22 protein-coding genes are annotated in these 24,946 nt (G+C 42.3%); 12 read left to right on the top strand and 10 right to left on the bottom strand.

The window, feature by feature from the left end; translation table 11 throughout:
* The first annotated feature begins 7 nt into the window (after positions 1-7).
* Positions 8-658 (top strand): nicotinate (nicotinamide) nucleotide adenylyltransferase, encoded by a 651-nt coding sequence (gene nadD, locus GLO7428_RS17645; RefSeq protein WP_015189931.1) that lies wholly within the window; start codon positions 8-10, stop codon positions 656-658.
* 127 nt (positions 659-785) lie between these two features.
* On the top strand, positions 786-1,799 hold the full coding sequence (locus tag GLO7428_RS17640; RefSeq protein WP_015189930.1) for a type I glyceraldehyde-3-phosphate dehydrogenase: 1,014 nt from the start codon (positions 786-788) through the stop codon (positions 1,797-1,799).
* A gap of 53 nt (positions 1,800-1,852) precedes the next feature.
* Here GLO7428_RS17640 and thiL read toward each other — a convergent pair whose 3' ends face one another.
* The 3 genes from thiL to GLO7428_RS17625 form a co-directional block, all read right to left on the bottom strand.
* Positions 1,853-2,863 (bottom strand): thiamine-phosphate kinase, encoded by a 1,011-nt coding sequence (thiL, locus tag GLO7428_RS17635; protein ID WP_015189929.1) that lies wholly within the window; start codon positions 2,861-2,863, stop codon positions 1,853-1,855.
* Positions 2,847-3,545, bottom strand: coding sequence for a 2-C-methyl-D-erythritol 4-phosphate cytidylyltransferase (gene ispD, locus GLO7428_RS17630; protein WP_015189928.1), 699 nt, complete (start codon positions 3,543-3,545; stop codon positions 2,847-2,849). Before ispD ends, thiL begins: the two co-directional genes overlap by 17 nt.
* A 234-nt stretch (positions 3,546-3,779) precedes the next feature.
* On the bottom strand, positions 3,780-5,297 hold the full coding sequence (locus tag GLO7428_RS17625; protein WP_015189927.1) for an AGE family epimerase/isomerase: 1,518 nt from the start codon (positions 5,295-5,297) through the stop codon (positions 3,780-3,782).
* A 564-nt stretch (positions 5,298-5,861) separates the two neighbouring features.
* Here GLO7428_RS17625 and smpB point away from each other — a divergent pair.
* Positions 5,862-6,326, top strand: coding sequence for an SsrA-binding protein SmpB (gene smpB / locus GLO7428_RS17620; protein ID WP_041918683.1), 465 nt, complete (start codon positions 5,862-5,864; stop codon positions 6,324-6,326).
* 161 nt (positions 6,327-6,487) lie between these two features.
* A complete protein-coding gene (locus GLO7428_RS17615) occupies positions 6,488-6,799 on the top strand; it encodes a WGxxGxxG family protein (RefSeq protein WP_015189925.1) in 312 nt (103 codons plus the stop codon).
* 172 nt (positions 6,800-6,971) lie between these two features.
* On the opposite strand, the gene GLO7428_RS17610 is transcribed toward GLO7428_RS17615, so the two are convergent.
* The 3 genes from GLO7428_RS17610 to GLO7428_RS17600 form a co-directional block, all read right to left on the bottom strand.
* The gene (locus GLO7428_RS17610) at positions 6,972-8,384 is read right to left on the bottom strand and encodes an IctB family putative bicarbonate transporter (protein ID WP_015189924.1); all 1,413 of its coding nucleotides are present in this window, start codon (positions 8,382-8,384) and stop codon (positions 6,972-6,974) included.
* Positions 8,385-8,718: 334 nt separating this feature from the next.
* Entirely contained in the window at positions 8,719-10,299 is a 1,581-nt protein-coding gene (locus GLO7428_RS17605; protein ID WP_015189923.1) for a GAF domain-containing sensor histidine kinase, read from the bottom strand.
* A 179-nt stretch (positions 10,300-10,478) separates the two neighbouring features.
* Positions 10,479-11,195 (bottom strand): GUN4 domain-containing protein, encoded by a 717-nt coding sequence (locus GLO7428_RS17600; RefSeq protein WP_015189922.1) that lies wholly within the window; start codon positions 11,193-11,195, stop codon positions 10,479-10,481.
* Between the two features lie 351 nt (positions 11,196-11,546).
* Here GLO7428_RS17600 and GLO7428_RS17595 point away from each other — a divergent pair, with 351 nt between their 5' ends.
* Together GLO7428_RS17595 and GLO7428_RS26860 are read left to right on the top strand one after the other, a co-directional pair.
* A complete protein-coding gene (locus tag GLO7428_RS17595) occupies positions 11,547-12,968 on the top strand; it encodes an NADP-dependent isocitrate dehydrogenase (RefSeq protein ID WP_015189921.1) in 1,422 nt (473 codons plus the stop codon).
* 161 nt (positions 12,969-13,129) lie between these two features.
* The gene (locus GLO7428_RS26860) at positions 13,130-13,465 is read left to right on the top strand and encodes a four-helix bundle copper-binding protein (protein ID WP_015189920.1); all 336 of its coding nucleotides are present in this window, start codon (positions 13,130-13,132) and stop codon (positions 13,463-13,465) included.
* Positions 13,466-13,653: 188 nt separating this feature from the next.
* On the opposite strand, the gene GLO7428_RS17590 is transcribed toward GLO7428_RS26860, so the two are convergent.
* Together GLO7428_RS17590 and GLO7428_RS17585 are read right to left on the bottom strand one after the other, a co-directional pair.
* A complete protein-coding gene (locus tag GLO7428_RS17590; RefSeq protein ID WP_231295499.1) occupies positions 13,654-13,899 on the bottom strand; it encodes a hypothetical protein in 246 nt (81 codons plus the stop codon).
* A gap of 234 nt (positions 13,900-14,133) precedes the next feature.
* The gene (locus tag GLO7428_RS17585; protein ID WP_015189918.1) at positions 14,134-15,468 is read right to left on the bottom strand and encodes a cytochrome P450; all 1,335 of its coding nucleotides are present in this window, start codon (positions 15,466-15,468) and stop codon (positions 14,134-14,136) included.
* 80 nt (positions 15,469-15,548) lie between these two features.
* Between GLO7428_RS17585 and GLO7428_RS17580 the strand changes: the two genes are divergently transcribed.
* From GLO7428_RS17580 to GLO7428_RS17555, 6 genes are all read left to right on the top strand, one after another.
* Complete coding sequence (locus tag GLO7428_RS17580; RefSeq protein ID WP_015189917.1) at positions 15,549-16,193, top strand: Uma2 family endonuclease; 645 nt, start codon at positions 15,549-15,551, stop codon at positions 16,191-16,193.
* A 123-nt stretch (positions 16,194-16,316) separates the two neighbouring features.
* Complete coding sequence (locus tag GLO7428_RS17575; RefSeq protein WP_015189916.1) at positions 16,317-17,033, top strand: Uma2 family endonuclease; 717 nt, start codon at positions 16,317-16,319, stop codon at positions 17,031-17,033.
* Positions 17,034-17,299: 266 nt separating this feature from the next.
* Positions 17,300-17,773 (top strand): 2-oxo-4-hydroxy-4-carboxy-5-ureidoimidazoline decarboxylase, encoded by a 474-nt coding sequence (gene uraD / locus GLO7428_RS17570; protein ID WP_155823777.1) that lies wholly within the window; start codon positions 17,300-17,302, stop codon positions 17,771-17,773.
* Positions 17,774-17,785: 12 nt separating this feature from the next.
* Positions 17,786-18,613: a xanthine dehydrogenase family protein subunit M gene (locus GLO7428_RS17565; RefSeq protein ID WP_015189914.1), complete on the top strand. Its 828-nt coding sequence runs from the start codon at positions 17,786-17,788 to the stop codon at positions 18,611-18,613.
* A complete protein-coding gene (locus tag GLO7428_RS17560; protein WP_015189913.1) occupies positions 18,598-21,315 on the top strand; it encodes a molybdopterin-dependent oxidoreductase in 2,718 nt (905 codons plus the stop codon). Before GLO7428_RS17565 ends, GLO7428_RS17560 begins: the two co-directional genes overlap by 16 nt.
* Complete coding sequence (locus tag GLO7428_RS17555) at positions 21,308-22,315, top strand: XdhC family protein (protein ID WP_015189912.1); 1,008 nt, start codon at positions 21,308-21,310, stop codon at positions 22,313-22,315. Before GLO7428_RS17560 ends, GLO7428_RS17555 begins: the two co-directional genes overlap by 8 nt.
* Before the next feature lie 107 nt (positions 22,316-22,422).
* Here the strand turns inward: GLO7428_RS17555 and hisC are convergent, their stop codons facing one another.
* Together hisC and GLO7428_RS17545 are read right to left on the bottom strand one after the other, a co-directional pair.
* Entirely contained in the window at positions 22,423-23,472 is a 1,050-nt protein-coding gene (gene hisC, locus GLO7428_RS17550) for a histidinol-phosphate transaminase (RefSeq protein WP_015189911.1), read from the bottom strand.
* 100 nt (positions 23,473-23,572) lie between these two features.
* Complete coding sequence (locus tag GLO7428_RS17545) at positions 23,573-24,838, bottom strand: bifunctional sterol desaturase/short chain dehydrogenase (RefSeq protein ID WP_015189910.1); 1,266 nt, start codon at positions 24,836-24,838, stop codon at positions 23,573-23,575.
* Between the last annotated feature and the right edge of the window lie 108 nt (positions 24,839-24,946).

Here is a 24,946-nt window from a genome sequence, read left to right as displayed (position 1 = left end):
CGATTCAATGCAGTACTCAAGGCATAAAGTAGGAATTTTGGGAGGCACTTTCGATCCAGTACATTGGGGACATTTGCTGATTGCAGAAGCCGCTGTCAGCCAAGCGAATCTCAAGCAAGTTATTTGGGTTCCTACGCGCTATCCACACTACAAAAATGCAACAGCCTTCGAGCATCGTTGGCAAATGGTGCAAATGGCGATCGCCGATAATCCGGCATTTAAAATTGCTCCCGCAACAGTAAACAGTACTGAAAAGTCTTATGCAATTCAGACTCTCATCGACCTCAAAACACTTTACCCGAATAATCAGTGGTCTTGGATTGTTGGTTTAGACGCGTTTGAGACTTTGCCGCGTTGGTATCGTCGCCAAGAACTCGCGACTGAGTGTCAATGGTTAGTTGCACCCCGACTACCAGCGACGCTCAAGCTAGAGCAGTCTAAAGCGATCGCAACCCACAGTCAGTTACTTTGCGAACAAATTGTGCAAAAATTAGAATCGCAAGGGTTAAGTATTGACTGGCAAGTCTTGCATCTACCGTATGTCGGAATTTCATCGAGCTTAATTCGGGCATTGTGCCGCGATCGCTTGTCAATTCGTTATCTAGTGCCAGAAGCTGTGCGACTTTACATTAAAAAATATAAGCTCTACTCACGTTGATTTTTGATAAATTCTAATATTTTTTATAGTCTTGCCATGCGCAAGTTATAATGTATCACCCTTTGCGATATGATCTGCTTCAAGAATAGGTAATCATTGTTTAGTAGATACCAGAGGGCAAGACGCTGTGATTAGAGTCGCGATCAACGGTTTTGGACGCATCGGGCGCAACTTTATGCGCTGCTGGGTAGGTCGAGAAAATAGCAACATCGATCTCGTCGCTATCAACGATACTTCTGACCCACGAACCAACGCTCACTTGCTGAAGTATGACACGATGCTGGGGACGTTGAAAAATGCTGATATCAGTGCAGATGATAATTCAATCATCGTTAATGGCAAGACCGTTAAATGCACATCAGATCGCAATCCAGAAAACTTGCCTTGGAAAGAATGGGAAATTGACCTGATTATTGAATCAACAGGTGTTTTTACCAGCCGAGAAGGGGCAACAAAGCATTTAAACGCTGGCGCTAAAAAAGTTCTGATTACTGCTCCAGGAAAAAACGATGACGGTACGTTTGTCGTTGGTGTGAATCATCATGACTACGACCACGATAAACACACGATCATCAGCAACGCAAGTTGTACGACTAACTGTCTTGCGCCGATCGCCAAAGTTCTCCATGAAAAATTTGGCATCATTAAAGGCACAATGACCACCACGCACAGCTACACCGGAGATCAGCGTTTACTCGATGCGAGTCACCGCGATGTACGCCGAGCCAGAGCAGCGGCGATGAACATTGTCCCAACTTCGACAGGAGCCGCTAAAGCAGTTGCGCTAGTCTTGCCAGATCTTAAGGGTAAGCTTAATGGCGTTGCGTTGCGCGTACCCACTCCCAACGTATCCATGGTAGATTTTGTCATTCAAGTTGAGAAAGCAACTTTTGCAGAAGAAGTTAACCAAGCACTTCAAGATGCTGCGGAAAACTCGCTCAAAGGTATTTTGGCATACAGTGACTTACCACTCGTTTCCTCAGATTATCAAGGTCATGATGCCTCCTCAATTGTCGATGCTAGTTTGACCTTAGTTATGGGTGGTGACATGGTAAAAGTCATGGCATGGTACGACAACGAATGGGGCTACAGTCAGCGTGTGCTAGATTTAGCTGAACTTGTCGCCCAAAAGTGGAAATAATGAGAGGGGTCAGAGGTCAGCGAGAATACTGATATCGATCTTGGCTGGAAAACCTAAAAATGTTGAAATCCCCGTTTGAGGCTAAGAACTTCATCGGGGGTTTTTCCTGTTTGGTCAACGAGATAAACTTCAGAATCATCTGTAATCTCACCAACAATCGCAGCACCGTTACCTAAGCGCTGTACTAACGCTTGCGCCAAATCGGGAAGTAAGCATAAAACTAACTCGAAATCTTCACCACCATACAGCGCCCAATCTAATGCTTGCTGGGATGACCAGTTTTTAAGCTCATCAGGAAGGGGAATTTGACGGCATTCAACTCTTGCACCTACTTGACTCATTTGACATATTTGCAACACAGCATCAGCTAAACCGTCACTACTGTCCATTCCCGCAACATGAATATGAGCGTTGGTATCTGTGGTTTGACATATTACCTCCCATAAGACAGGTAGCACATCTAATCGAGGTTGAGGGCGTTGATGCGCTTGTATGAGCTTTTTTTGGGCGCTGCTACTCAACTTTTGCCTTAATCCTGGCTGTAGCAATAGCTCTAATCCAGCACGCGAAGCACCGTGTACACCAGTAACGACGATCGCATCTCCAACTTGAGCAGTAGAACGGCGAATAGTATGCTCAGGATGAACTTCGCCAAATGCTGTAATTGCGATAGTTTTTACGGGAGAACGACAGACATCGCCGCCCATCACACAAGTAGCAAACTTTTGCAAGCATTGGGTGATTCCTTGATAGAGTTGCTCAATCCAAGTAATGGAAGTATCGCCAGGAAGACCTAAAGCAATTGTAATTCCCAACGGAGAAGCGCCCATCGCTGCTAAGTCAGATAAGTTAGCCGCAGCAGCCCGCCACCCAGCATCTTCAGCAGAGGTCGTGCGATCGCTAAAATGAACTTTATCGACCAACATATCGGTTGTCACAACCAAAGATTTTCCTGGTTGCGTTGCAACGACTGCTGCATCATCGCCAACAACTTCTGGCGGACAAAATTGCTGCAACCGCTCTAACAGCGCTTTTTCGCCTAGATCTTTAACAAGTTGTGACATCTTGTAGCCTTTGTTGCAGAATAAATTCTGCGATCGCTAAATCGACCGGAGTTGTCAGTTTAAGGTTTGTTTCTTCGCCTTCTACAATTTTGACGGTTAACCCGCATTTTTCAAACAACGCGGCATCATCGGTGACCTCCCACGCTTGGCGGCGTGCTTCTTCATGACATTGTTTGAGTTTCTCCACATCAAAAGCTTGTGGGGTTTGTGCTGCCCAAAGGTGTCGTCTTTCAGGTGTACTTTGAATATTGAGCGCTGCATCAACAACTTTAATCGTGTCTTTTACTGGAATCGCCGCGATTAAACCAGAATAATGGCGAATTTCCACAGCACAGCGATCGAGTAATTCCGGAGTCGCTAGACACCGCGCCCCATCGTGAATCAAAACTTGTTTTGCGCCGCTTGGCAGCGCCTGTAAGCCGTTATAAACTGATTCTTGACGTGTTGTTCCCCCTGCAATCAATTGCGTCGGTTTAGTCAGCGATACGTTCGCCAAAATTTCTTTGATATCCAACCAATCGGACGGCTGTGCAATAATACCTATCCAACTAATTTGTTGACTGGCTTCAGCAGCAAGTAGTGTCCAGGAAAGTAAAGGTTGCGATCGCAACGACAAAAGTAGTTTATTGCGATCGCTCCCCATCCGACGCCCTATTCCAGCGGCTGGAATCAATAAATGCACAGTTTTCCTCTTGTCTTATTTTATAGTTTGCTCAAACATCCATATTTTTGCATTTTTCCTTCAACAATTAAACTGCTTTTTGCTCAAGCTATTAACTTGACTGATTGTTGCTTTGATAAAATCAGTTATTAGCTGTGATAAATTAATACAATTCAACTCGTATACAGGTGTAGAGTTTTTTTAAGCAAGTATTATTAACACAAACTTTTGCGCATAAACACACAAATCTATCCTTTACTGAATATTAGTAAATGTAATTTTATATCTTTTACGATTCGGAAAAGTATTCAAGTTGCTAATTTGCTGATTTTGAATTAGTCCTGTATAAAAATAAGGACGAATGCTTTCTGTTGATGGCTGTCCTTTATAAGCGTAATGAAGAACTACAGGTTTATTTTGTAGGGCTTGAGTTGTTATGTAAGCAACTAATGCTTGTTCTACAGCATGATAACCATGATTCCACGCATCTATTTTGGGACGATATTGAACTTTGGCACCTGATGCGGTCACTTCGGGATAAGTTTCATAATATTGATAGTCTACCATATTGTTTAACCAAAACTTATAGGTTTGGACTAAATATTCAGTTAAAGCTGGATTGCTTAAACTCAAAGTGGCTGCCATTTGATTCATCTCGTTGTACATCCACGAGACTTTCTTACCATTAATATCAATTGCTCCATCAGGTTTTAGTAGCGTTGCCCAAGAGCCGGTATTCTTAATATAAGCTTTTTGCAAAACTTTAGGAGCTTGAATTTCAGAGAACGACATTAAACCTGTATTACTAGTCATTTTTCCTACTAAATAGATGAACCAAAAAGCTTTACAAGTGTGCCCCAAATCTACGTTTGAAAAACTTTCATCTACATTTCCTCGCCGCCAATATAAATTATGTTTAGTGCTGTAAAAATTGTCATTCATAATTTGCACAACCTTTAACATATCTGCTTTCCATTGGGATTGGAGAGGTTCTGGCAATAAAGGAGTGACTAAAACCATATAAGTATTTAGCTGATCAAGTTGTGCTGTCAGATCCTTCATATTTGATACTTGACTCCACTTCAGCATTCCTAAATTAGGATCGTAGTAATTGTTAAAGATATTATTTTTAAGCTTAATAATATCCTGTAAAACATTTTCATCGCGAGTTAAATAATAGTAAAATGATAAACCTAATCCAGCATATGCTAGGTGTTGAGTGTTTCTTTGCGGTTCGGCAGGACCAGGAATGCCATTTTCTAAATAAGTTGCTACACTTCCATTAGTTTCAAACGCATTTTTTCTAATGTAATTGACCCCGTTTCTTGCGAGTTGAAGCATTCTTTCATTACCAGTAAGATGGTAAGCAACACCATAAACATAAGTTTGCCGAGCCTTAGCTACGATATATTCTTTATTAAGATCGTTTTTAATCCAGGATGATGCATTCAAAATTTCTGGGCAAGGTTTATTAGGATTCCAAAGCGAACCATTATTACACCGAAAAGTAGGAAAATTTCCTACAGGGTTGCCAAGGGCAGATTGCATTGTCCAAAATGGCATAATTTCTTGGTTAACGTGTCGTAGCCATCTTTGTCCAGAGGGTAAATTATTGATGACTCCTGGATTGAATGCTGCAAGTTTTAATTCATTTTTGTTCGCTTGAGTTGCTGGAGTAGATTCATCAAATTGTTTAGCATAAACTTCAGTTGCTATTCCAAACAAAAAACAAAGACTAAAAGCAGAAGCTTTTAACAATAAACTGCGTAGCATATTTCATCTCCTTTTGAAGATTTTTTAGAGTTTATAAAAGCTAAGAGCGCTTTATCAATAACTTTAAATAGTTATTTCAACAGATTTAGTTAATTAAGTAGCGACACAAAGTATAGTTTGCATGTATTAATTATTTAATGTAAAATGATATATCAAATAATCTTTTAATATGAAAACTAAAAACTCGGCATCCCCAAATAGAGGTTACAATACTATTTAATTAATTGAATAATCTGTTCTTAGAGGCAGGAAAAATAATTGGTATTGAAACAATCACACCAATAATATATAAGCAAGAAATAGTGCCTTCTCAACTCGTAAAAAAAATTTATTTGCCTGTGTATAATTTTATCAAACTATTACGAATTAATATGTTTTAAGAATTTTGCTTAGTACGGTAGAGCATCTAACGATAAATCATACTTGTTTGACGCTCAAGGAGTAGTATCAGCGAAGTTTGTAACTACAATCTTGCTAGAGTATGCCCAAGCGTCGTAGAAAAGTGCTAACTTCAGTTAAAGGAAGGTAGTGTTTATCTACCGTTGGCAGTGGGAAAAGTCTTCAATGAGTGACAACGACGGATATAAAGTTATTAGCGAAAATCGGCAGGCGCGTTTTCTTTACGAGATACTAGAAACGTATGAAGCAGGCGTTCAACTGACGGGAACAGAAGTCAAGTCAGTAAGGCAAGGTAAAGTTAACTTACAAGATGGCTATGCTTTAATTCGTAATGGTGAAGCCTGGTTACTCAATGTCAATATATCGCCTTACACAGGTAGCGGACAATACTTCAATCATGAGCCGCGCCGGACACGTAAGTTATTGTTGCACAAAGAAGAAATTCGCAAGCTCATCGGAAAAGTGGAACAGCAAGGCTTAACCTTAGTACCATTGAAAATGTATTTGAAACGAGGCTTAGTCAAAGTTAGCATTGCGCTTGGCAGAGGGAAAAAACTCCACGATAAACGCGAAGATTTAAAGCGTCGTCAAGACCAGCGAGACATTCAAAGAGCTATGAAGAACTATTAGGTACATTTCACCTTAGGATAGAAGTAAACTGACCTGTATTTGGACACGTATTTCTTGAGTAGTACATCAGGAAAACTAAGGTTTATAGCTCAAGGGTGATTTTACTCAAGTACTCAATCGTTAAGGTAGGGATTGAGAGATGAGACAAGGAGTTTGTAGCTATGAAACGTTCTCAGTTATCTAAAATATTCGGTGCTAGTGTACTAGGTCTAAGCTTAGCAGTTCTACCTTCTACGCTTCCTGTATCGGCACAAACAACAAATACTGCCCCAGGAACGACAGATACTACCACTACGACAGCACCGACGACAACAACGACTACTGAAACGAACGACGGGTTTGATTGGGGTTGGTTAGGCTTAATTGGTTTAGCAGGTTTAGCAGGTTTAGCAGGTCGTAAATCAGAACCGACTCGTTATCGCGAACCTGATACAGTAGGAACTACAACTTCCTCTACGTACCGCGAACCGTAAGGTATTTTGCTTCTACTCTCCGATCTTTAGGGTGCATTAAAACAGTTCTGCGTATATAAGAGCGCGATAAAAACTGATAGGGAAGTAGATAAGATACGTTGAATATGAAAAAGCCTTGGAATTCATATAGCCAAGGCTTTGTTTTGTTATTGAATAAATTGATAGATATGTATTAGGTTTGTTGTGTAACTGTTGCAGGGTTAATTTGTGTTGGTTGTGATGCGGGAGCATGAAGATAACTCGCAATTAAAGCAACGATCAACCACCATAACGTACTCACTTCGGGTCGGTACCAAACGGTATCTACAGTTCCGTGGGCTAGCATACCTACCATAATTGCGATCGCCGCTATTAACCAAAATCCTTCTCGCGTATTTTGTTGACGTAAGCGCTGCAACTGCGTTAATCCTTGACTAAAGAGGACAACAATTAACCACAAGAAACAGAATAAACCAATTAAACCAGTTTCTACCGCAATTTCTAGAGGAACAGAGTAGGCACTCAATGCAGTATATTTAGGCTGCTGGTAGAGTGGATAAACCAAGTTAAAGGCATTATTGCCAGGACCAATGCCTAAAATTGGGCGATCGCGAATCATCTCAATGACAGCTAGCCAAACGTTGATGCGGAAGTTGTTGCTGCTGTCGCCGCGTCCTGCAAAAATACTCAAGACGCGATCGCGTACAGGCTCTACAAACAATATCGCTAGTATTAAAACACTCAGCATCCCTGCCAATAAAATAGGCAATGACCACTTGCGCCAAAAGGGTGGTAGTTGAATACTCAACCAATACACCAGCAACACTAATAAAGTGACAGCTAACGCGAGTAAACCAATCCAGCCACCGCGACTAAACGTTAAGACTAAACAAATACTATTGACTAAAAACATTGTGAGTGCTAGGGCTTTAGGAATCCAGCCGCGCCAAGCAAAAATTGCCATTGCACTCAAGGCGATCGCGGGTAAAAGATATGCTGCAAGTAAATTAGGATTACCTAGATAACTGTAAACGCGAGTTGTTTTCGATAAAGGTGACTCAGGATCTACCCAAGTTGCGAGTGCAGTTGCGCCAAAAAACCATTGTCGTAGCCCATAGACGCTGACGATGAGCGCTACATGTAAGTAGATTGCAATCATCCAACTCCGAATTCGCGGCGATCGCAGAACTCTCGCAGCTAAAGCAAACATTAAGAGATACAGCGTTAGCTTTGTCCATCCAACAAAAGCTGCGGTTTTTACTGGTGATAACGCAGTCGCGACAGTTGCAATTCCCCAGTAAAGTAAAACGATGAGGTGGACAGGAGTTAACTTAGCCTGATCGCGGAGATCGGTAAGCGTAATCAATAACCAAAAACCGCCACAAGCAGCTAAAAGTAAGCCGACAAGCGTACTCGATACAAAAGGTGCTAAGACAAATACTAAGCTCAAAAGTACTGCTGCAATTTCATCCGCCCACTGCATCAGCAAGCTACTTTGTCGCCACGAACGTAATATCCCAACTACTGATCGGTGTAAGTAACTTCCGCTACGCCAATCTTGCAGCGGTACATGAGTTAAGGTAAATTGTTGCCAAAATGCATTCATGATGAAATTCTGAAGGGGTGTTAAGGTTCTTATATGCTTAAGTCTTGCAAGCTTTGCATAATGTTGCTTGCTAATATCAAATCCGGTTGAGTAGTGTTAACAAAATGGTCAGTAAAGATGAAGGGTGAGTTGAGAGTTGACAAAATCTTCCCACACTCTCTTCACTGTCAACTGTCAACTGTCAACTGTTATTCTGGTTATTTAGCCGGAATGATATAAGAATGTTTTATAAAGCAACCGCCTAGTAACGACATATTCGTTAAAAACTTGCCTAAAAATATAAGCTTGCGATTATAGCGAATTAATTCTTTATACACAACACCCCCGCCGAATGCTAAATAGTTTCTTTTGTAGAAGCCGTAAGCTCAGGTAGAACAACTACATAACGATAGCCTGATTCCGGCGTTCCTTGAAGATTTATTTTTCCGCCATGTAATTTTGCCAAGTCGCAACTTAAGAGCAAACGTAGACTGTTACTAGAGTGGTAAATTCCTTCTAGAGGATTGTGCTTTTGCACAATTGAGTTTGATTGTGCCGCTTCTGCCTCCGTTAAATTAGCGGTACATCCAGCATTTAACACTTGAGGGGTGAGAACAGACAAGCGATCGCCATTTGATGACTGTACCTGAATGCTATCAACTGCGGCAACTTGCTCAGCACAAAAAGGTAATATCTGACAAATTGCGGGTTCTGCTTGAGTTAAACCTTGTTCTAGCCAAGGATGAGACGCCCAGATAGCAAAGTGCAATCCGTCACTTTTATGTGAAACATGAATATGAATTATGCTACCAGTCGCAGCAACTTGAGTAATATAAAATACTAGCTGATATAACAATTGCTTGATCTTGTCTTTGTCTAAAATCCAGATGCGGCTGCGTCCTGGTTCTAAAGATAAATCAATTTGTTGTTCGCGCCGTCTCGCTGTCTCTGATAAGGCGCTGATCACTTGCTGACATAACATTTCTATCTCTACAGAAGTGAGATTCAGTGCAGCAAAGTTATTGTCTAGCGTTCCTAACTCAGAAATTTCGTTGACTAAAGTTAACAAGTGACGTCCGCTATTCTCGATAATTTCTAAGTATTCCTTTTGCTTCGTTGTTAAAGGACCATATATTTCGCGACTGACAACACTCGCCATTCCTAATACTGAGGTCAACGGTGTGCGTAATTCTTGTGTTAGCTGTGAAAGTAATTCAAGTTTGACTTGGTTAGTCGAAAGATATTCGCTGTTTTCTTGTTCAGTAGGTATGGTGTGCGTTATTTGGTCATCAGTATTAGTGAGTGTCGCAGCAGGCTGAGAATTTACATGACTGTTAGTTGGAACCATGCTGCCAGCGTTGACTTGTTCCGCAGGAGCCGCAAGATAAGTATTATCAGGATTAATGCCCCTAAGCAATTGGTGGCGCTCAAGTTCACTCACACTCCAGCACGCCATGAGTTCTAAAAACTTCATGTCTCGCAACGTAAAATTGCGTGGTTTGAGATCCATGACAGCGATCGCACCCAAGCATTGTCCTGATAAATTCACTAATGGTGCGCCTAAATAGGCACGGATACCATATTGCTGTACTAAGACACTATTAGCAAAAACCGGAGCGAAGTTGAGTGTGTCATCGATTGCCAAAATTTTGTGGTTTTCTACCACGTGCGCCACAAAAGCTTCTTGTCTTGAGAGTTGACGTTCTTGAGCAATTTTACTTCTCAATCCTAGTCGCGACAAACCGACCGCTGATCTAAACTGAAAACTACTCTGATTTAAAAATCCTAGAACGCAAATCGGGACTTCTAAAAAATCAGCGGCTGTTTGAGTAGCTGCATCAAAAATCGGAATTGTTTGAGTTTCTAAGCTACCTAAATCAGAGAATACTTTTAGATGTTGTTCTAGTTCCTGTGTTATTTTTCTCTCAGGCTCCACTGTGACCACCCCTAGCTCAATATTGAACGTAAATGTGTTTGATCTAACCCTGGGATTCGGGTTTCTACTTCCTCTAAGATTCCCAATCCGTTGTAGAGATGAACAATCTTTGAAAGAACGATCGCGCTGGGGTGAGAAGCCTGAAAGAAACTTGAGAAGAAATTCTATTTTCTTAATGCTCAACGCTCCCACGCTGGATGCGCTAGCAACGATGCCATAGCCCGCACGCCGCGTAATTGATTGGATAAAGGTAAATGACCTCTAGGAGCGCTCAGATTCCAAGTAAACTCGTTAGGATAGCGCGTCCAGTTATTGCCTGATTTCCAACCGATTTTAGGCCACAGCTTTTCCCAGTTTTTGCCGACACCAAGCCAAATTTCGCGTTGGACTGAAAAACCAAATTTGCCCTCAGAGTGAATCAGCCACAACTTGTTGACGGTTTGGAGGTCAGTAGTGGTAAAATTTTCTACCTCGGTAAAATATAACCATTTTCTTTGAACCGCAGCAGGTCCTGCTAATTCGCAAAGCTTTTGTAACGTAAGACGATCGGCAGCCTGAAAATCTTGGTCTGCTAATAGTTTTTGCAACAAAGTGTAGTCAATACCTTGCTCTGAATTGAGTTGTACAATCCCAGTCGGGAAATTTGTTTGGAGAAAGTGTTTTGCTTCTGGAGATTCAGCGCTGTAGAGAACCTGGTAAGCTTTACCATCAATCCAGGTAGGTGGGTGAGATTGGCGTTGCAGTAAAAATTTCATTAGCAGTTCTTCACCCGCAGTACCAAGCGTAGCCAGTTTCTCAATGGTCTGCGCTTGTACTTTTTCCGACCCTGTGGTTAACTGCAAAGCTAAAGCAGAAACGTCGAAATTTGTGTCGAAAGCGGTAGTTGGATCAGTCATGCCCTTATAAGGATCGCGGTTACGGCTCGATCATTAATGTAACCTGACAATAACATGATAGAGGTCAGAGGTTCGGGCTTTTAGCGCAGCGTTGCAAAGGCTACCACGTCCTGTATCAACTGGCGTGGGCTTTAGGAGAATCAACAATAGCTATAGGCGATCTGACATTAACCTCACACCTGCTAACGTTGTTCATTCTCAAAGTCAAAATTGCGCAAGCTTGTCAGAACTTGGTGAAAAATGCTGTTACATCAAACATGAAATCTGGTAGCCTTCCAAAGAAGGATTTTTTGTAGCGGTGTTCATCACCCAGCATCTGTAACAGCAGCCACCCTCTAGGAGTTTGAGATTATGTACGAGAAGATTACCCCACCCGATACAGGTTCGCGCATTACGTTTGAGAATGGTGAACCTATAGTACCCGATAATCCCATTATTCCTTTTATTCGTGGTGATGGTACAGGTGTTGATATTTGGCCTGCGAGTCAAAAGGTAATTGACGCGGCTGTGCAAACTGCCTATCAAGGAAAGCGACAAATTAGCTGGTTTAAAGTCTACGCTGGTGATGAAGCGTGTGACGTTTATGGAACGTATCAGTATCTTCCTGAAGACACGTTGCAAGCAATTAAAGAATACGGTGTCGCAATTAAAGGACCTTTAACAACACCTGTAGGCGGCGGAATTCGTTCACTCAACGTCGCGCTGCGACAAATTAACGATTTGTACGCGTGTGTACGTCCTTGTCGCTATTACGAAGGCACACCTTCACCGCACAAATATCCTGAAAAGCTTGATGTCATCATCTATCGTGAAAATACCGAGGATATTTATCTCGGAATCGAGTGGCGTCAGGGTACGGAAATGGCAGAGCGAATTATCAATTTACTCAATAATGAGTTGATTCCTGCAAGCCCTGAACATGGTAAAAAACAGATTCGTCTTGATTCGGGAATTGGAATTAAACCAATTAGTAAAACAGGTTCCCAGCGCTTGATTCGTCGGGCAATTCGACACGCCCTCCGCTTGCCGAAAAATAAGCAAACGGTAACTTTGGTGCATAAGGGCAATATTATGAAATATACCGAAGGTGCCTTCCGCGATTGGGGCTACGAGTTAGCAACAACCGAGTTTCGTAGTGAGTGCGTTACCGAACGCGAATCTTGGATTTTGAGTAATAAAGAAGCCAACCCTGATATTTCGATTGCAGAAAATGCTCAGCTAATTGAACCAGGATATCATGCGCTTACAGCAGAAAAGCAAGCAGTAATTTGTCAAGAAATTGAAAATGTTCTTAATGCGATTTGGTCTACGCACGGTAACGGGCAATGGAAAGATAAGGTAATGGTAAATGATCGCATTGCGGACAGCGTTTTCCAACAACTCCAGACACGCCCTGATGAATACTCAGTATTAGCAACGATGAATCTTAACGGTGACTACGTTTCGGATGCAGCAGCAGCTGTCGTTGGCGGGCTTGGTATGGCACCAGGAGCTAATATTGGCGATGAATGTGCGATATTTGAAGCTACGCATGGTACTGCGCCAAAACACGCCGGATTAGACCGAATTAACCCTGGTTCGGTTATTCTTTCGGGGGTGATGATGTTAGAGTATATGGGTTGGCAAGAAGCCGCAGATTTGATCAAACAAGGAATTAGCGATGCGATCGCTAACCGTCAAGTCACTTACGATTTAGCGCGGTTAATGGAACCACCCGTCGAACCACTCAAGTGTTCCGAGTTTGCTGAAGCGATTATCAAACATTTTCAGTAACGTATTGATTCGTGTCGTTTTTCAGGGTGAATTCAACTAGGTAATTTCATCACCGGACACTTGCTATAACGGGGGGAACCCCCGCAACGCAGTGTCCTCCTGATTTCATGCGCGTGTGTCACGTTGAAGTAAGAAGAACGCTGTAAAATCGGAGGTTAAATATGACGACTGCGCAATCTCAACTTGACGCGTGTATTCAAGCATGTCTCGATTGTCTGCGCGATTGTGAATACTGCGCTGATGCTTGCTTGAGTGAAGACATGGTGCAGATGATGGCTGAATGTATTAAGCGATGTCGCGATTGCGCTGATACTTGCGCCCTTTGCGCCCGCTTGATGTCGCGTCGTTCGGAACTTCACAAGCAAATGTGTGATGTTTGTGCCCAAGCGTGCGATCGCTGTGCTAGCGAATGTGAAAAGCATGATGACGATCACTGTCAACGTTGTGCTGAATCTTGTCGTTGCTGCGCTCAACTTTGTCACGAAATGGCAGCATAATGTGAACGTAAAAAGTGTAAGTTTTAATAACTTACACTTAATTTTTTTGTAGAAAAATGACTAATTATAGTAGTTGGCAAGATTGGTTAACTGTACTATTTTATATAGGTTTTACAGTTTTTGTTATGTGGCGCGTATTTGCCACACCAAAGAAATAGATATTCTTAACAGCTTTGTTTACTTGAATATCACTGATGGTTTTTGAAAAAACTACATATCAAATAACCAGGGTCATTATCACTAAATTGTACAGATTTTTTATCTTGTAATTTGAGGCGATCGCGACAATTATATATTGCTATCGGTTGCTTTACACCATCCACACTCATTGCCGCCTTGTATTCCCAATAATTCTTTGCACTGCGCTCAATACTAATAATACAAATTTGATGACCGCCGTAACTACGACACATAGATGCCCAGGATGCAGACATTAACAATAAAGTAAGTAGTAATAGCAGCACAAAAACTAGGCTATTTCTAGTTAGCAAAAAAGCTTTTCGCATAGCTTAGCTAATGAATTCACCACTAGATAATACATACGAGTAAGGCATGATTTACCCCCTTAAAACTATTAATTAGGAGTGTGCGCAGGCACACTTTGTCTGCATAGCCTCGACTTTAGCCGTAAGGCACCTGCAATTCCTGCTAGAAGTCTATTATTCACCTTAACCTCTACGCCAAAATTTTACCTTTAAACCATCACGAGGATGCGGCGTAGGTAGCATAACCATATTAAGATTTTGTCCTGGCACAAGTTCCCAATTGTAATTGCGGACTAACAATGCTGCAAATAGCTTCATTTCTAGCTTGGCAAACTCCCTACCAATACATTCTCGCACTCCACCGCCAAAAGGAATATAACTCATTGATTTTTGCTTATCCTCTGCTCTGGGAGGCGCAAATCTTTCTGGATCAAAGCGTTCTGGCTGTGTAAAAATGCTGCTATCTTGATGTGTCGCAGCGGGGTGATAGAAGACTTGCCAACCTTCAGGAATCAAGTAACCATTAAACTCACAAGACTCAATGGCTTTTCGAGGTCCACTTGCTGGAGAATAAAGGCGAAGAACTTCTTTCAAGGCTTGTTCTAGATACGTCATTTGTTTGAGAAGATCCAGGGTCAATGGTTGCTCTAACCCTAGTTGCTTTTGTTCTGCAAAAATAGCCTCTTTCACTTGTGGATATTGAGCTAATAGCAGACAGAGTGCAGTTAACGATGACGATAAAGTATCATGACCTGCAAAGAGTAACGTTAGTAGTTGTTCTTTGAGTTCTTGTAAGCTTAAACCGTGTCCTTCTTCGTCGCGTGCTTGTAATAGCAAACCTAAAACATCTTGTTTTGTTGTAGATTGCTGCTGACGTTCTAAGATGATTGCTTCAATTTTTGCCAGTAATAATTTACGACAGCGTAATGCTTTACTAAATTTTGTCCCAGGTAAAGGTAGAGGAATTGATAGTAACCCTTGACCCCAATTTTCGTACAACTTACCGAAATCATTATTTGCCTCTATTCCGATAAGTAACTTGCAAGCAACATCAAGCGTATATTTGCGAAGTTCATCATACCAATTTAAGTTTCCTGTATGCTCCCATTTATCAAGATAGTTGCACGTAGTCGCCGCCATCGTATTAATATATCCTGCCAGCGATCGCGGTTGAAATGCTTGTGCCAGTAATTTGCGCTGTTGGAGATGTTTATCTCCTGTCTGCATGACGATCGCACCAGTTCCCATCAATAATTTCACGTGTCGTGGCGCACTTGCAGAAACTCCATCTGAAAAGTAGCGGTTCTCGTTACTAAACAAAAAGCGATTCGCCTCTGCGCCAATCATAACAACAGTAGGACGACCAAAGACATGAGTTTTGTAGATATTTCCGTGTTGCTGCTGTCGCCGCTGTATAAAATTTGGATCGCGCAAGAAACTGAGAGTTTCACCAATAACGGGTAAACCAAAGTTTCCAGGAGGTACAGGAAGCGATCGCATCTTATCTGTAATTGTCATAATTCTCTTCTAAAACTTGTAGCAAACAGTTTACTCTAATCAATTTCGCTAAAATACATCTATCTAAAAGCCACAGTAATATGGTGACACTGCAACTCAAGCAAATTCGAGTTCCGCCAGGTGCGTGCGTGATATTAGAAGATATTAGTTGGCAAGAGTTTGAAACAATTCTTATTGAGTTAGGAGAACATCGTGGTAGTCGAGTTGCATACACTCAGGGTTCGTTAGAAATAATGGTTCCCCTTCCAGAGCATGAAAAGGCTAAAGTCATCATTGGAGACTTAGTAAAAATTCTGCTGGATGAACTGGATTTAGACTGGGAACCTCTCGGTTCAACTACCTTTAAGCGTGAAGATATGGCTGCGGGTGTAGAACCAGATGATTGTTTTTACATTCAAAACTATAAGTTAATGATCGGAAAAGAACAGATAGATTTAAGTGTCGATCCTCCTCCTGATTTAGCAATTGAAATCGATGTTACCTCTAAAACTAAAATAACTGCCTATAAAGCATTGCAAGTACCAGAAATTTGGCGTTATGAAGATGGTGTTTTAGAAATAAATTTATTCCAAGGAGATGATTACATCAAGTCAGAAACAAGTTCAATTTTCTCAATTCCAGTTAAAGATGAAATTCCTCGATTTGTACAAATGGCGAGGACAACAGGAACAACTTTTGCACTTAAAGCATTCCGTAAGAGGGTGCGAGAATATCTTGGTCAATAAGCTTACTCTTTTAAATATCTAGCGATCGCTGCACATCTTACGCAAACGTATTTCTACTCTTTACTAATTGCGATCGCCACGTGCGAATTAAAATAGCTATAAGCACAAAATTGGTAGCTAACTATGTCACAATCAATAGCGGCAGATCTCTTTTCCCCTGAAGAGCAAGCTGAGTGGGTGGAAGAACCTGATATTAGCCACTTGGTGACAGAAGACGATACCCCTGTGGACAACCTGCTTGCAGAAAAACAGCAACGACTTTTGACGAGTTGTTTATACAGTTCGTGGAAACCAGGTATTCCGTTTTTAGCTACCGCAAATGTTGGCTTGTTTTACGCAATTAATAAACCTGCTATTGTACCGGATGTCTTACTCAGCTTGGATGTAGAAGTTCCTCAAGATTGGCAACAAAAGAAAAATCGCTCTTATTTTACCTGGATCATTGGTAAGCCTCCGGAAGTTGTCATTGAAATCGTCTCCAATACCGTGGGTAACGAACTGGGTAGTAAAATGAAAGACTATGCCCGTATTGGTGTTGCTTACTATGTCGTTTACGATCCTTTGCAGCAGTTAGGCGATCGCCGCTTACAAGTTCATGAGTTGAGGGGTACGAGTTACACTCCTTTAGAAACAACTTGGATGGAACCAGTGGGTTTGGGATTAACGCTATGGGATGGAATCTTTGAAGGAAAACAAGATACTTGGTTGCGTTGGTGCGATCGCGATGGTAATTTAATCGCAACAGGCGATGAGCGTGCGGAATCTGAACGCCAACGCGCGGAACGCTTAGCAGAAATATTGCGTTCTCAAGGTATCGATCCTGATGAGATACTGAGTTAAAATTTTTACTCAAAAGTTACATCTTTTAGTTGAGAAATAAAGATAGGTAAACGTCGCATTAAAGCTGGTAATTGGAAAGAATATCTATCAATAGTTACTTGTTATTTATTACCTACTAGCCATACTAAAAAACCTGAGTTAGTAAACTGTATAAAATTATCCAAATAAATCATGGCTTTTGATGTAAAGTCAAACCGTGAATATCAGAAAAATCTTGGTAAAGGTCAGGGTTATTGTGGATGAATTCGTTATCTGAGTTAAATCAGATGAATCAGGATGACTTTGTAGCAGCGTTAGGGTGGATATTTGAAGATTCCCCTTGGGTTGCAGCGAAAGCTTGGGCTAAAAAACCATTTACAGATGTACTTTCTCTACATCAAAGTATGGTAGATGTCGTTCGTGAGGCGAGTGATGCAGAAAAACTTACACTCATTTGTGCGCACCCTGATCTAGGCGCTAAAGCTAAAATGGCTGAAGCCTCTGTAAAAGAGCAAGCTGGAGTTGGTTTGGATCGATTGTCTCCACAAGAGTACGATAAATTTAACTCGCTCAATCAAGCATACAAAGAAAAATTCAACTTTCCTTTTATCGTTGCTGTTAGAAATCACACTAAAGAAAGTATTCTAGCAAGCTTTTCTCAAAGGTTAGAAAATACAAAAGAGAGAGAATTAAAAACAGTTATAGCAGAAATAGAAAAAATAGCATTGTTTCGGTTACAAGAAGTTATTAATGATAATTAATAGTAGATTTAAATGGATTTACATAATATTCAAACTTACCTACGTCCCCAAAGTTTAGAAACAGTTGAAAATTGGTCGCAAGGCTGGTCTTGGCTAGCTGGTGGAACGTGGATTTTTACACAAGCACAACCTGATTTAAAAGTATTAGTCGATTTAGAAAAGTTAAATTGGTCAGAAATTGAAGTCACTTCAGACGGATTAAGTATTGGTGCAACTTGTACAATGGCAAAGTTGCGTCAATGGAATTTCCCAGATAATTGGACGGGCGTTGCAGCTTTGTTGCGCGCTGTAGACGAACTTGCTTCCTTTAAAGTTACCAACATGGCAACAGTTGGCGGAAACATCTGTTTAGCGATACCAGCAAGTACGTTTGCTCCGGCAATGGTAGCACTAAACGCAAGCTACGAAATTTGGCATCCGCAAGCTGCGCCGCGTCTTATTGCTGCTAAGGATTTTCAAACTGGGATACAGCAAACAGTATTACAGCCAGGCGAAGTTTTGCGCAAAATCTGGATTTTGCAAGCGAATTTAGAATGGCAAATTAGTTATCAACGAGTTTGTGTCGCGACTGCGGGAATTGCCATATCGCTTGTTGTTGCAGCTTATAACCCGCAAACATCACAAGTCAGATTTGGTTTAGGCGCTTGCGTACCAACACCGCGCGTTTTGGAATTTTCCCATATTCCTACCGCAGATGAAATTGAGGAAGTCTTTGACGCACAATTACCGCTGGATTGTTTTATCGAAGACTATGCCGCAAGTGCGACTTATCGGCAACACTTGACTAAAGTTTTGATGCAGCGATCGCTTTTGGAATTTCAGATATGCAAGAACCCGTAACTTTTCAAGTTAATGGCAAAACCTACACCGAAAATTGTCTCCCAGGAACAAGCTTATTAACTTTATTACGCGATCTTGGCTGGGTAGGTGTACACCGCGTTTGTGAATCGGGTGATTGTGGTAGTTGTACAGTATGGGTTGACGATAAACCTATCCATAGCTGTATTTATCCTGTCATGAAGCTAGAAGGACATGACGTAACAACCATTGAAGGACTTGCGACAGATGAATTAGCACCAATTCAGCAAGCTTTTCTCGAAAAACAAGGTTTTCAGTGTGGCTTCTGCACTCCAGGAATGATTATGAGTGCGGCGAAGTTGCAATTTAATTCCCTAGCTGAACTACGTAAAGCTTTAGATGGTAATTTGTGTCGCTGTACCGGATACGAAGCAATTCTAGAAAGTATTCTCGCGGCTAAAGAACAACGAACAGAAATTAGCCCCATTCAAAATCCTGTCGGAAAAAGTGTTCCTAAACAAGATGGACCAGCAATTGTTAAAGGTACAGCAGATTATACTTCAGATTGGTCGCCACCAGGATTGTTGCATATTAAAGCGGTGCGATCGCCGCATCCCCACGCGCGTATTCGCAAGATTAATACCGAAAAAGCAAAAGCCCTTCTTGGCGTTCATGCAGTGTTTACACATGAAGACGTTCCGCGTAAACCTTATACGACAGCGGGACACGCCGATCCAGTTCCCGATCCTCTCGATCATTATTTATTAGATAATAAAGTTCGGTTTGTTGGCGATCGCGTTGCAGTGGTTGTTGCAGAATCGGTAGCGATCGCGACTCAAGCGTGTCAACTCATTGAAGTCGATTACGAAATTCTTCCTCATGTAATCGATCCTGTCAAAGCAATGAATTGCGGGATTGTGATTCATGATGAACCTGAGTCATCACAAATTTACGATACGCAACGCAACATTGCAGCTAAAGTTACGCTGGGAACCGATGATATTGAACAAGGATTCGCCCAAGCAGATTTAATCGTTGAAAATACTTACTACTTACCAGCAGTACAACACGTTCATTTAGAACCACATATCAGTACAAGTTGGTTAGAAGCAGACGGAAGCTTGGTAGTGCGATCGAGTACGCAAGTGCCATTTCACACGCAAAGAGTTCTCGCGCAGCTATTCGATCTACCAAAAGACAAAGTTCGCGTTTTCAAAACTCAAATTGGCGGAGGCTTTGGCAATAAACAAGAAATTCTCACCGAAGATTTGTGTGCTTTAGCTACCTTATATACCGGAAAACCTGTGCAATGGGAATTTACACGCGAAGAGGAATTCACAGCCACCAATAGCCGCCATGCGATGCAGGTTAAAGTAAGAACCGGAGTCAAAACGGATGGTACGCTAGTCGCGCAAGATATGGAAGCGATCGCTAATACAGGGGCGTATGGCAATCACGCGCCTACGGTTGTTTTCTTGACAGGTTGCTATCCCCTAGGTTTATATCGGTGTCCGCATCAGCGATTTCTGGGATTATCAGTTTACACGAATACAATGCCTGCTGGGGCGTTTCGCGGCTACGGTGCAACGCAAGGAACGTTTGCAGTTGAGTCGCAAATGGACGAAATTGCGGAAAAACTAGGAATTGATCCGATAGAACTGCGTCAGAAAAATATTATTCAACCTCACGATATCATTCGCCTCGGACGCGAAGAAGCGCACGACCATTTTCACTTGATTGGTAGCTATGGCGTACCCGAATGTTTTAATAAAGTCACGCAAGCTTTAAATTACGTTCCTGGAATGCAGCCTAGCGTCAACGGACATCTGCAGCGCGGTGTCGGATTTGCAGTTTCAATGCAAGGAAGTGGCTTGGCAAAAATTCATAGCGCGGGAGTCAAGTTATCCTTAAAAAACGACGGGAAATACGAATTAAGAACTGGGGCGGTTGACGTTGGTACGGGTGCTGATACAGCATTGCGACAAATTGCGGCGCAGGTTCTGGGTGTGACAGTTGCAGATATTGAACTCATCGCGGGTGATACGCACAATACACCTTTTGATGCAGGTTCGTATGCGTCAGCAACGACTTATATATCGGGTAAAGCCGTCAACAAAGCTGCTATCACCATGCGATCGCAGATCTTGGAATTTGCAGCTAAAGTTCTCGACACTCAACCTGAGAATATCACACTCACCGCAGACAAAGCACTTGCCTCACAACAAGAAATAACACTACAAGAACTTGTCACTCGCAATCAACAACCTTTTGTTGTCGAAGTCGAACACGCCGCGAATGAATCATCTTTAACATTTGCAGTGCAAGGGGCGGAAGTCGAAGTTGATACCGAAACAGGTAGAATCAACGTTCTGCGTTGCGTACAAGCTATTGATGTTGGTACTGCAATTAATCCAAGAATCTGTCACGGACAAGCAACAGGAGGGATTGTGATGGGTTTAGGTTATGCATTGTCTGAGGAATTACTCATTAATGATTCAGGGCGCATTTTAAATCCTGCACTCCGAACATATCGCCTACCTACTGCCAAAGATACACCGCAAATGGAAATCTTTTTAGTTGAACAGCCCGATCCTTATGGTCCGTTTGGTGCAAAAGGTATCGGAGAAATTGGCACAAACTGTACCGCAGCTGCGATCGCTAATGCTGTCGCGCACGCAACAGGTGTAAGGCTAACGCAAATTCCGATGACGCCCGAACGAGTTTGGCAAGCCTTGAATGCTTGAATTTTATCAACAAATGGCGCAAGCCTTACGACAAGATTCAGTTGTTCTTACCACGGTTGTGAGTGTCACTGGTTCGGTTCCGCGTGAAGTTGGGGCAAAAATGCTCGTATGTCGCGATCGCGCGATCGGCACAATTGGCGGTGGTGCTGGGGAAGCAAAAGTGATCCGCCAAGCTTTGCAGGTTTTGGCGACAGGTGAAAAGCAATTTGTGGAAATCGATTTATCTGGGGCGTTGCAGCGCGAAACTCAGGGCGTTTGTGGTGGTGCAATGCAAGTTTGGTTAGAACGTTGGAGTGGGAATGAGGCGATAAAGTTAATAAAGCAAATTATTGAGATTTTGTCAAGTAGTGGACGTGGAACTTTGGTGACGCCGTTTTCGGGAGATTCGCAGCCGTATTTGGAGTTTGGAGATAATGAACCACATTCCCCGCAGGGGTTGCCGAAGGCTAGGCACAAAGAGCACAAAGAGAATGAAGCTTTTAGAGAGATTTTGGTGCCGTTGCCAACGCTGTTGATTGTGGGGGCGGGTCATGTTGCTGTTCCTTTGGCAGCGATCGCGGCGATGATTGGGTTTCGGGTGACTGTAGTTGACGATCGCGCTGAATTTGCTACACGAGAACGGTTTCCGCAAGCAGCTGAGGTGATTGTCCAATCCTTGACATTTGCATTAAAGTGTGGGGTGAATTCGCAATATGTGGCGCTAGTAACGCGAGGAATCCAACATGATTTAGAAGCTTTGCGGCTTTTATTGCAGCAACCCGCACAATATATTGGCATGATTGGTTCGCGCAAGCGCGTACGCTTAGTGTGTCAGCAATTGCAACAAGAAGGATATTCCCCAGAAGTTTTAGCATCACTCTATGCACCCATCGGATTAGATATCGGTGCTTTGACACCCGAAGAAATCGCGGTAAGTATTTGTGCCGAATTGATCAAAGTGCGTCGTGGCGGTACGGGCAAATCTTTATCAGATCCAGTAACTACAACCGTTCTCACTTAAATAAACAACACAACTTACCTCTCTTTATCTTTGTGCTCTTTGTGTTCTACCCTGCGGGAAGGCTACGCCTATGTGGTTCATTCCTCAAAAAGCCTGAAATGACATTGCTATACCAAACTTACTAACGCCTCAATCAAAGTTTGATTTTGTTCATCTGTTCCAACAGTAATTCGCAACTTATCTTCTAATCCAACTTGCTTAAAATACCGTACCAGAATTCCCCGCGCCTTCAGTGCTAAATACAACTGTTCAGCATTTCCTTGCGGTGGAGTTGCTAAAACAAAATTTGCTTGCGAATCGAGAACCGTGAATCCCAAATTTTTTAGTTCTACCGCGAGTTTAGCGCGTGACTTTTTCACTTTGTCAGCACAAGCATTTTTGTAAGCTTGATCGCGCATAGCCGCAGTACCAACAGCGGTTGCGATCGCATCAATGTTGTAGCTATCTTTAATTTTGAATAACCCTGCAAGTAACTGCGGATTTGCAATCCCAAATCCCATCCGCAACCCTGCTAGCGAATATCCTTTCGATAACGTCCGCAGAATGATTACATTTTCAAATTCTTGCACGAGTGGTAAAGCCGAGTACTCTGCAAAATCAGTATACGCCTCGTCAATTACTAATATCCCTGAAAGTTGTTGTGCGAGTACGCGTAAGTCTGCAAGTGGAACCAAATGACCTGAAGGGCTATTCGGCGAAGCAATAAATGTAATTGCACCTCTAGCTTTGACAAGTTCGTCAATCGGTAATTGAAAATTAGCAGGATAATCGATTTCGACAACCTCCGCAGGTTGCATCGCGGCTAACGTACGATATAACACATACGTCGGCATCGGATAAACAACTTTGCGATCGCTGCCCTCGGCACTCGCCCGTATAATGACATTCAGCAACTCATCACTACCGTTACCCACAATCACCCAATCCGCAGGTACACCCAACGCCTCACTCACAGCACAACAGAAATCTTTCGCAAATGGATCGGGATAGCGGCGCAACCACTCACTATCTAGATTGCGTAGTACCTCGATTGCTTGCGGTGATGGCGGATAGGGATTTTCATTGGTGTTGAGCTTAATAATAGGCGTTCCTGGTTTAGGCTGTTCTCCAGGAATGTAACCTGTCATCGCATCAACAGCAGCACGAAAAAAACTCATATGTGATATTAACTTCGGTTGAATAACCAGACTATCGCTGGAAATTGGTAACTGGAAATTGGTGACTGGTAATTGGAAAAAAACTATTACCCATTACCCATTACCTATTACCAAGAAGATCATTCTGCGCTTCTACCTCTGTAATCGTAGTTTCTGCACGACTGAAGAATCTGAAGTACATTGATGTGCAAAATTCTTTAATGGGAAATAGCAAGTAAGTCAGCGGATTAACTGTAACGATGATGTTACGGACATCACGCTTTGCTAAAGCAATAATTTGTCGAGCGACGCGATCGCCTGACATGATTCCAATCGGATTAAGATTACTCTTAAAAGGTCCTAAGATCAGTTTTCTGACAACACACGGCGCATCTAAGCGGCGTAATGTAACTAAATCGCCCAAAGCACGTTTAGAAAGTTCATACAAAGGGCTAAACGCTGGGCTAACTTCGGCTTCAGACGTATTTACCCACACTTCTTTCAATGCAATGTCTTCGTTTGTGCGGATAGTAGTAAAAAATAATTCCATCAGCCGCCAACTTGAAAAAGTATTCACTTCATAAGATTTAGAAATGGCTTCAGGAGTCCGTTCGCCGTGGACATTAATGCCATGATTCAGAATAAGAATATCGATTTTCTTTAAGAATTCTGCCAGTTCCGCCTCTTGTCCTGTTTTCCAGGTAATTGTCTTTATGGCGAGAGGTTCATTGTTGATTGTCAAAGTAATCGATTCAGAATGTGAACTAAGCGCAAATACCTTCGCGCCTGCTTGATGTAAGTGAAGTAACAAAGCTTTCCCTAACGTTCCCGATGCGCCGGTAACTGCAATTTTCTTTCCTTTGAGCGCGAGTGCTGTACCCATCAACTTATCCACCAAAGTGAGAGTACCACAATAATAAGCTTGGTCATCATCAAAGTGATGTCGCCAGTGATAAGGACGGTTCACAAACCAAGTTGCAGGCGGCGATAAAAAACGTCCTGGTTTATGCGTGACGTCAGTCACTTCTCGCGCCCATTCACTACCACTACCACGCGCTATACAGCTAACAAGAAATCCTAGTGTATAAATCGTTCCTGCCAAAGCTGCCCATTGATACGCAGGTGTCCATACGAAACACACCCACCACAATGCTAGGCTGAGTATTAACATCACAATGCATTCAGGAAAATCATTGCGCCACTGTGCCTGACGATAAATCGCCGCACTTGCAAAAGTCAAATCCCGCCGAAAAACACGATGATGCCATACGTGCTGTCGGTACAACATTGGCACGCGATGCGATAGTAAGTGATACAAATCTCGCACGATTTCTGCCCAGAGAATCGAACCTACTCCCCAACCAACTGCTGTTATCCAATACACCATAAATTTCTTGCGCTAACACTCAACAATAATTTCCGCCGCATTCTTGGGCAAAAGTAGCAACTATCATTATCTTAGAGTGCAGCTTACTTTCGGTGTCTACAATTTACG

The organism is Gloeocapsa sp. PCC 7428, from assembly GCF_000317555.1.
In the GTDB taxonomy this organism is placed as follows: domain Bacteria; phylum Cyanobacteriota; class Cyanobacteriia; order Cyanobacteriales; family Chroococcidiopsidaceae; genus Chroogloeocystis.
This window is presented reverse-complemented; position numbering and strand designations above follow the sequence as displayed.

What these genes read in the sequence shown, in the direction of transcription:
- nadD (WP_015189931.1), top strand. Translation starts at nt 8, where the DNA reads ATGCAGTACTCAAGGCATAAAGTAGGAATTTTGGGAGGCACTTTCGAT.
- thiL (WP_015189929.1), bottom strand. Translation starts at nt 2,863, where the DNA reads ATGTCACAACTTGTTAAAGATCTAGGCGAAAAAGCGCTGTTAGAGCGG.
- GLO7428_RS17625 (WP_015189927.1), bottom strand. Translation starts at nt 5,297, where the DNA reads ATGCTACGCAGTTTATTGTTAAAAGCTTCTGCTTTTAGTCTTTGTTTT.
- smpB (WP_041918683.1), top strand. Translation starts at nt 5,862, where the DNA reads ATGAGTGACAACGACGGATATAAAGTTATTAGCGAAAATCGGCAGGCG.
- GLO7428_RS17615 (WP_015189925.1), top strand. Translation starts at nt 6,488, where the DNA reads ATGAAACGTTCTCAGTTATCTAAAATATTCGGTGCTAGTGTACTAGGT.
- GLO7428_RS17610 (WP_015189924.1), bottom strand. Translation starts at nt 8,384, where the DNA reads ATGAATGCATTTTGGCAACAATTTACCTTAACTCATGTACCGCTGCAA.
- GLO7428_RS17600 (WP_015189922.1), bottom strand. Translation starts at nt 11,195, where the DNA reads ATGACTGATCCAACTACCGCTTTCGACACAAATTTCGACGTTTCTGCT.
- GLO7428_RS17595 (WP_015189921.1), top strand. Translation starts at nt 11,547, where the DNA reads ATGTACGAGAAGATTACCCCACCCGATACAGGTTCGCGCATTACGTTT.
- GLO7428_RS26860 (WP_015189920.1), top strand. Translation starts at nt 13,130, where the DNA reads ATGACGACTGCGCAATCTCAACTTGACGCGTGTATTCAAGCATGTCTC.
- GLO7428_RS17590 (WP_231295499.1), bottom strand. Translation starts at nt 13,899, where the DNA reads ATGTCTGCATCCTGGGCATCTATGTGTCGTAGTTACGGCGGTCATCAA.
- GLO7428_RS17585 (WP_015189918.1), bottom strand. Translation starts at nt 15,468, where the DNA reads ATGACAATTACAGATAAGATGCGATCGCTTCCTGTACCTCCTGGAAAC.
- GLO7428_RS17580 (WP_015189917.1), top strand. Translation starts at nt 15,549, where the DNA reads ATGGTGACACTGCAACTCAAGCAAATTCGAGTTCCGCCAGGTGCGTGC.
- GLO7428_RS17575 (WP_015189916.1), top strand. Translation starts at nt 16,317, where the DNA reads ATGTCACAATCAATAGCGGCAGATCTCTTTTCCCCTGAAGAGCAAGCT.
- uraD (WP_155823777.1), top strand. Translation starts at nt 17,300, where the DNA reads ATGAATCAGGATGACTTTGTAGCAGCGTTAGGGTGGATATTTGAAGAT.
- GLO7428_RS17565 (WP_015189914.1), top strand. Translation starts at nt 17,786, where the DNA reads ATGGATTTACATAATATTCAAACTTACCTACGTCCCCAAAGTTTAGAA.
- GLO7428_RS17560 (WP_015189913.1), top strand. Translation starts at nt 18,598, where the DNA reads ATGCAAGAACCCGTAACTTTTCAAGTTAATGGCAAAACCTACACCGAA.
- GLO7428_RS17555 (WP_015189912.1), top strand. Translation starts at nt 21,308, where the DNA reads ATGCTTGAATTTTATCAACAAATGGCGCAAGCCTTACGACAAGATTCA.
- hisC (WP_015189911.1), bottom strand. Translation starts at nt 23,472, where the DNA reads ATGAGTTTTTTTCGTGCTGCTGTTGATGCGATGACAGGTTACATTCCT.
- GLO7428_RS17545 (WP_015189910.1), bottom strand. Translation starts at nt 24,838, where the DNA reads ATGGTGTATTGGATAACAGCAGTTGGTTGGGGAGTAGGTTCGATTCTC.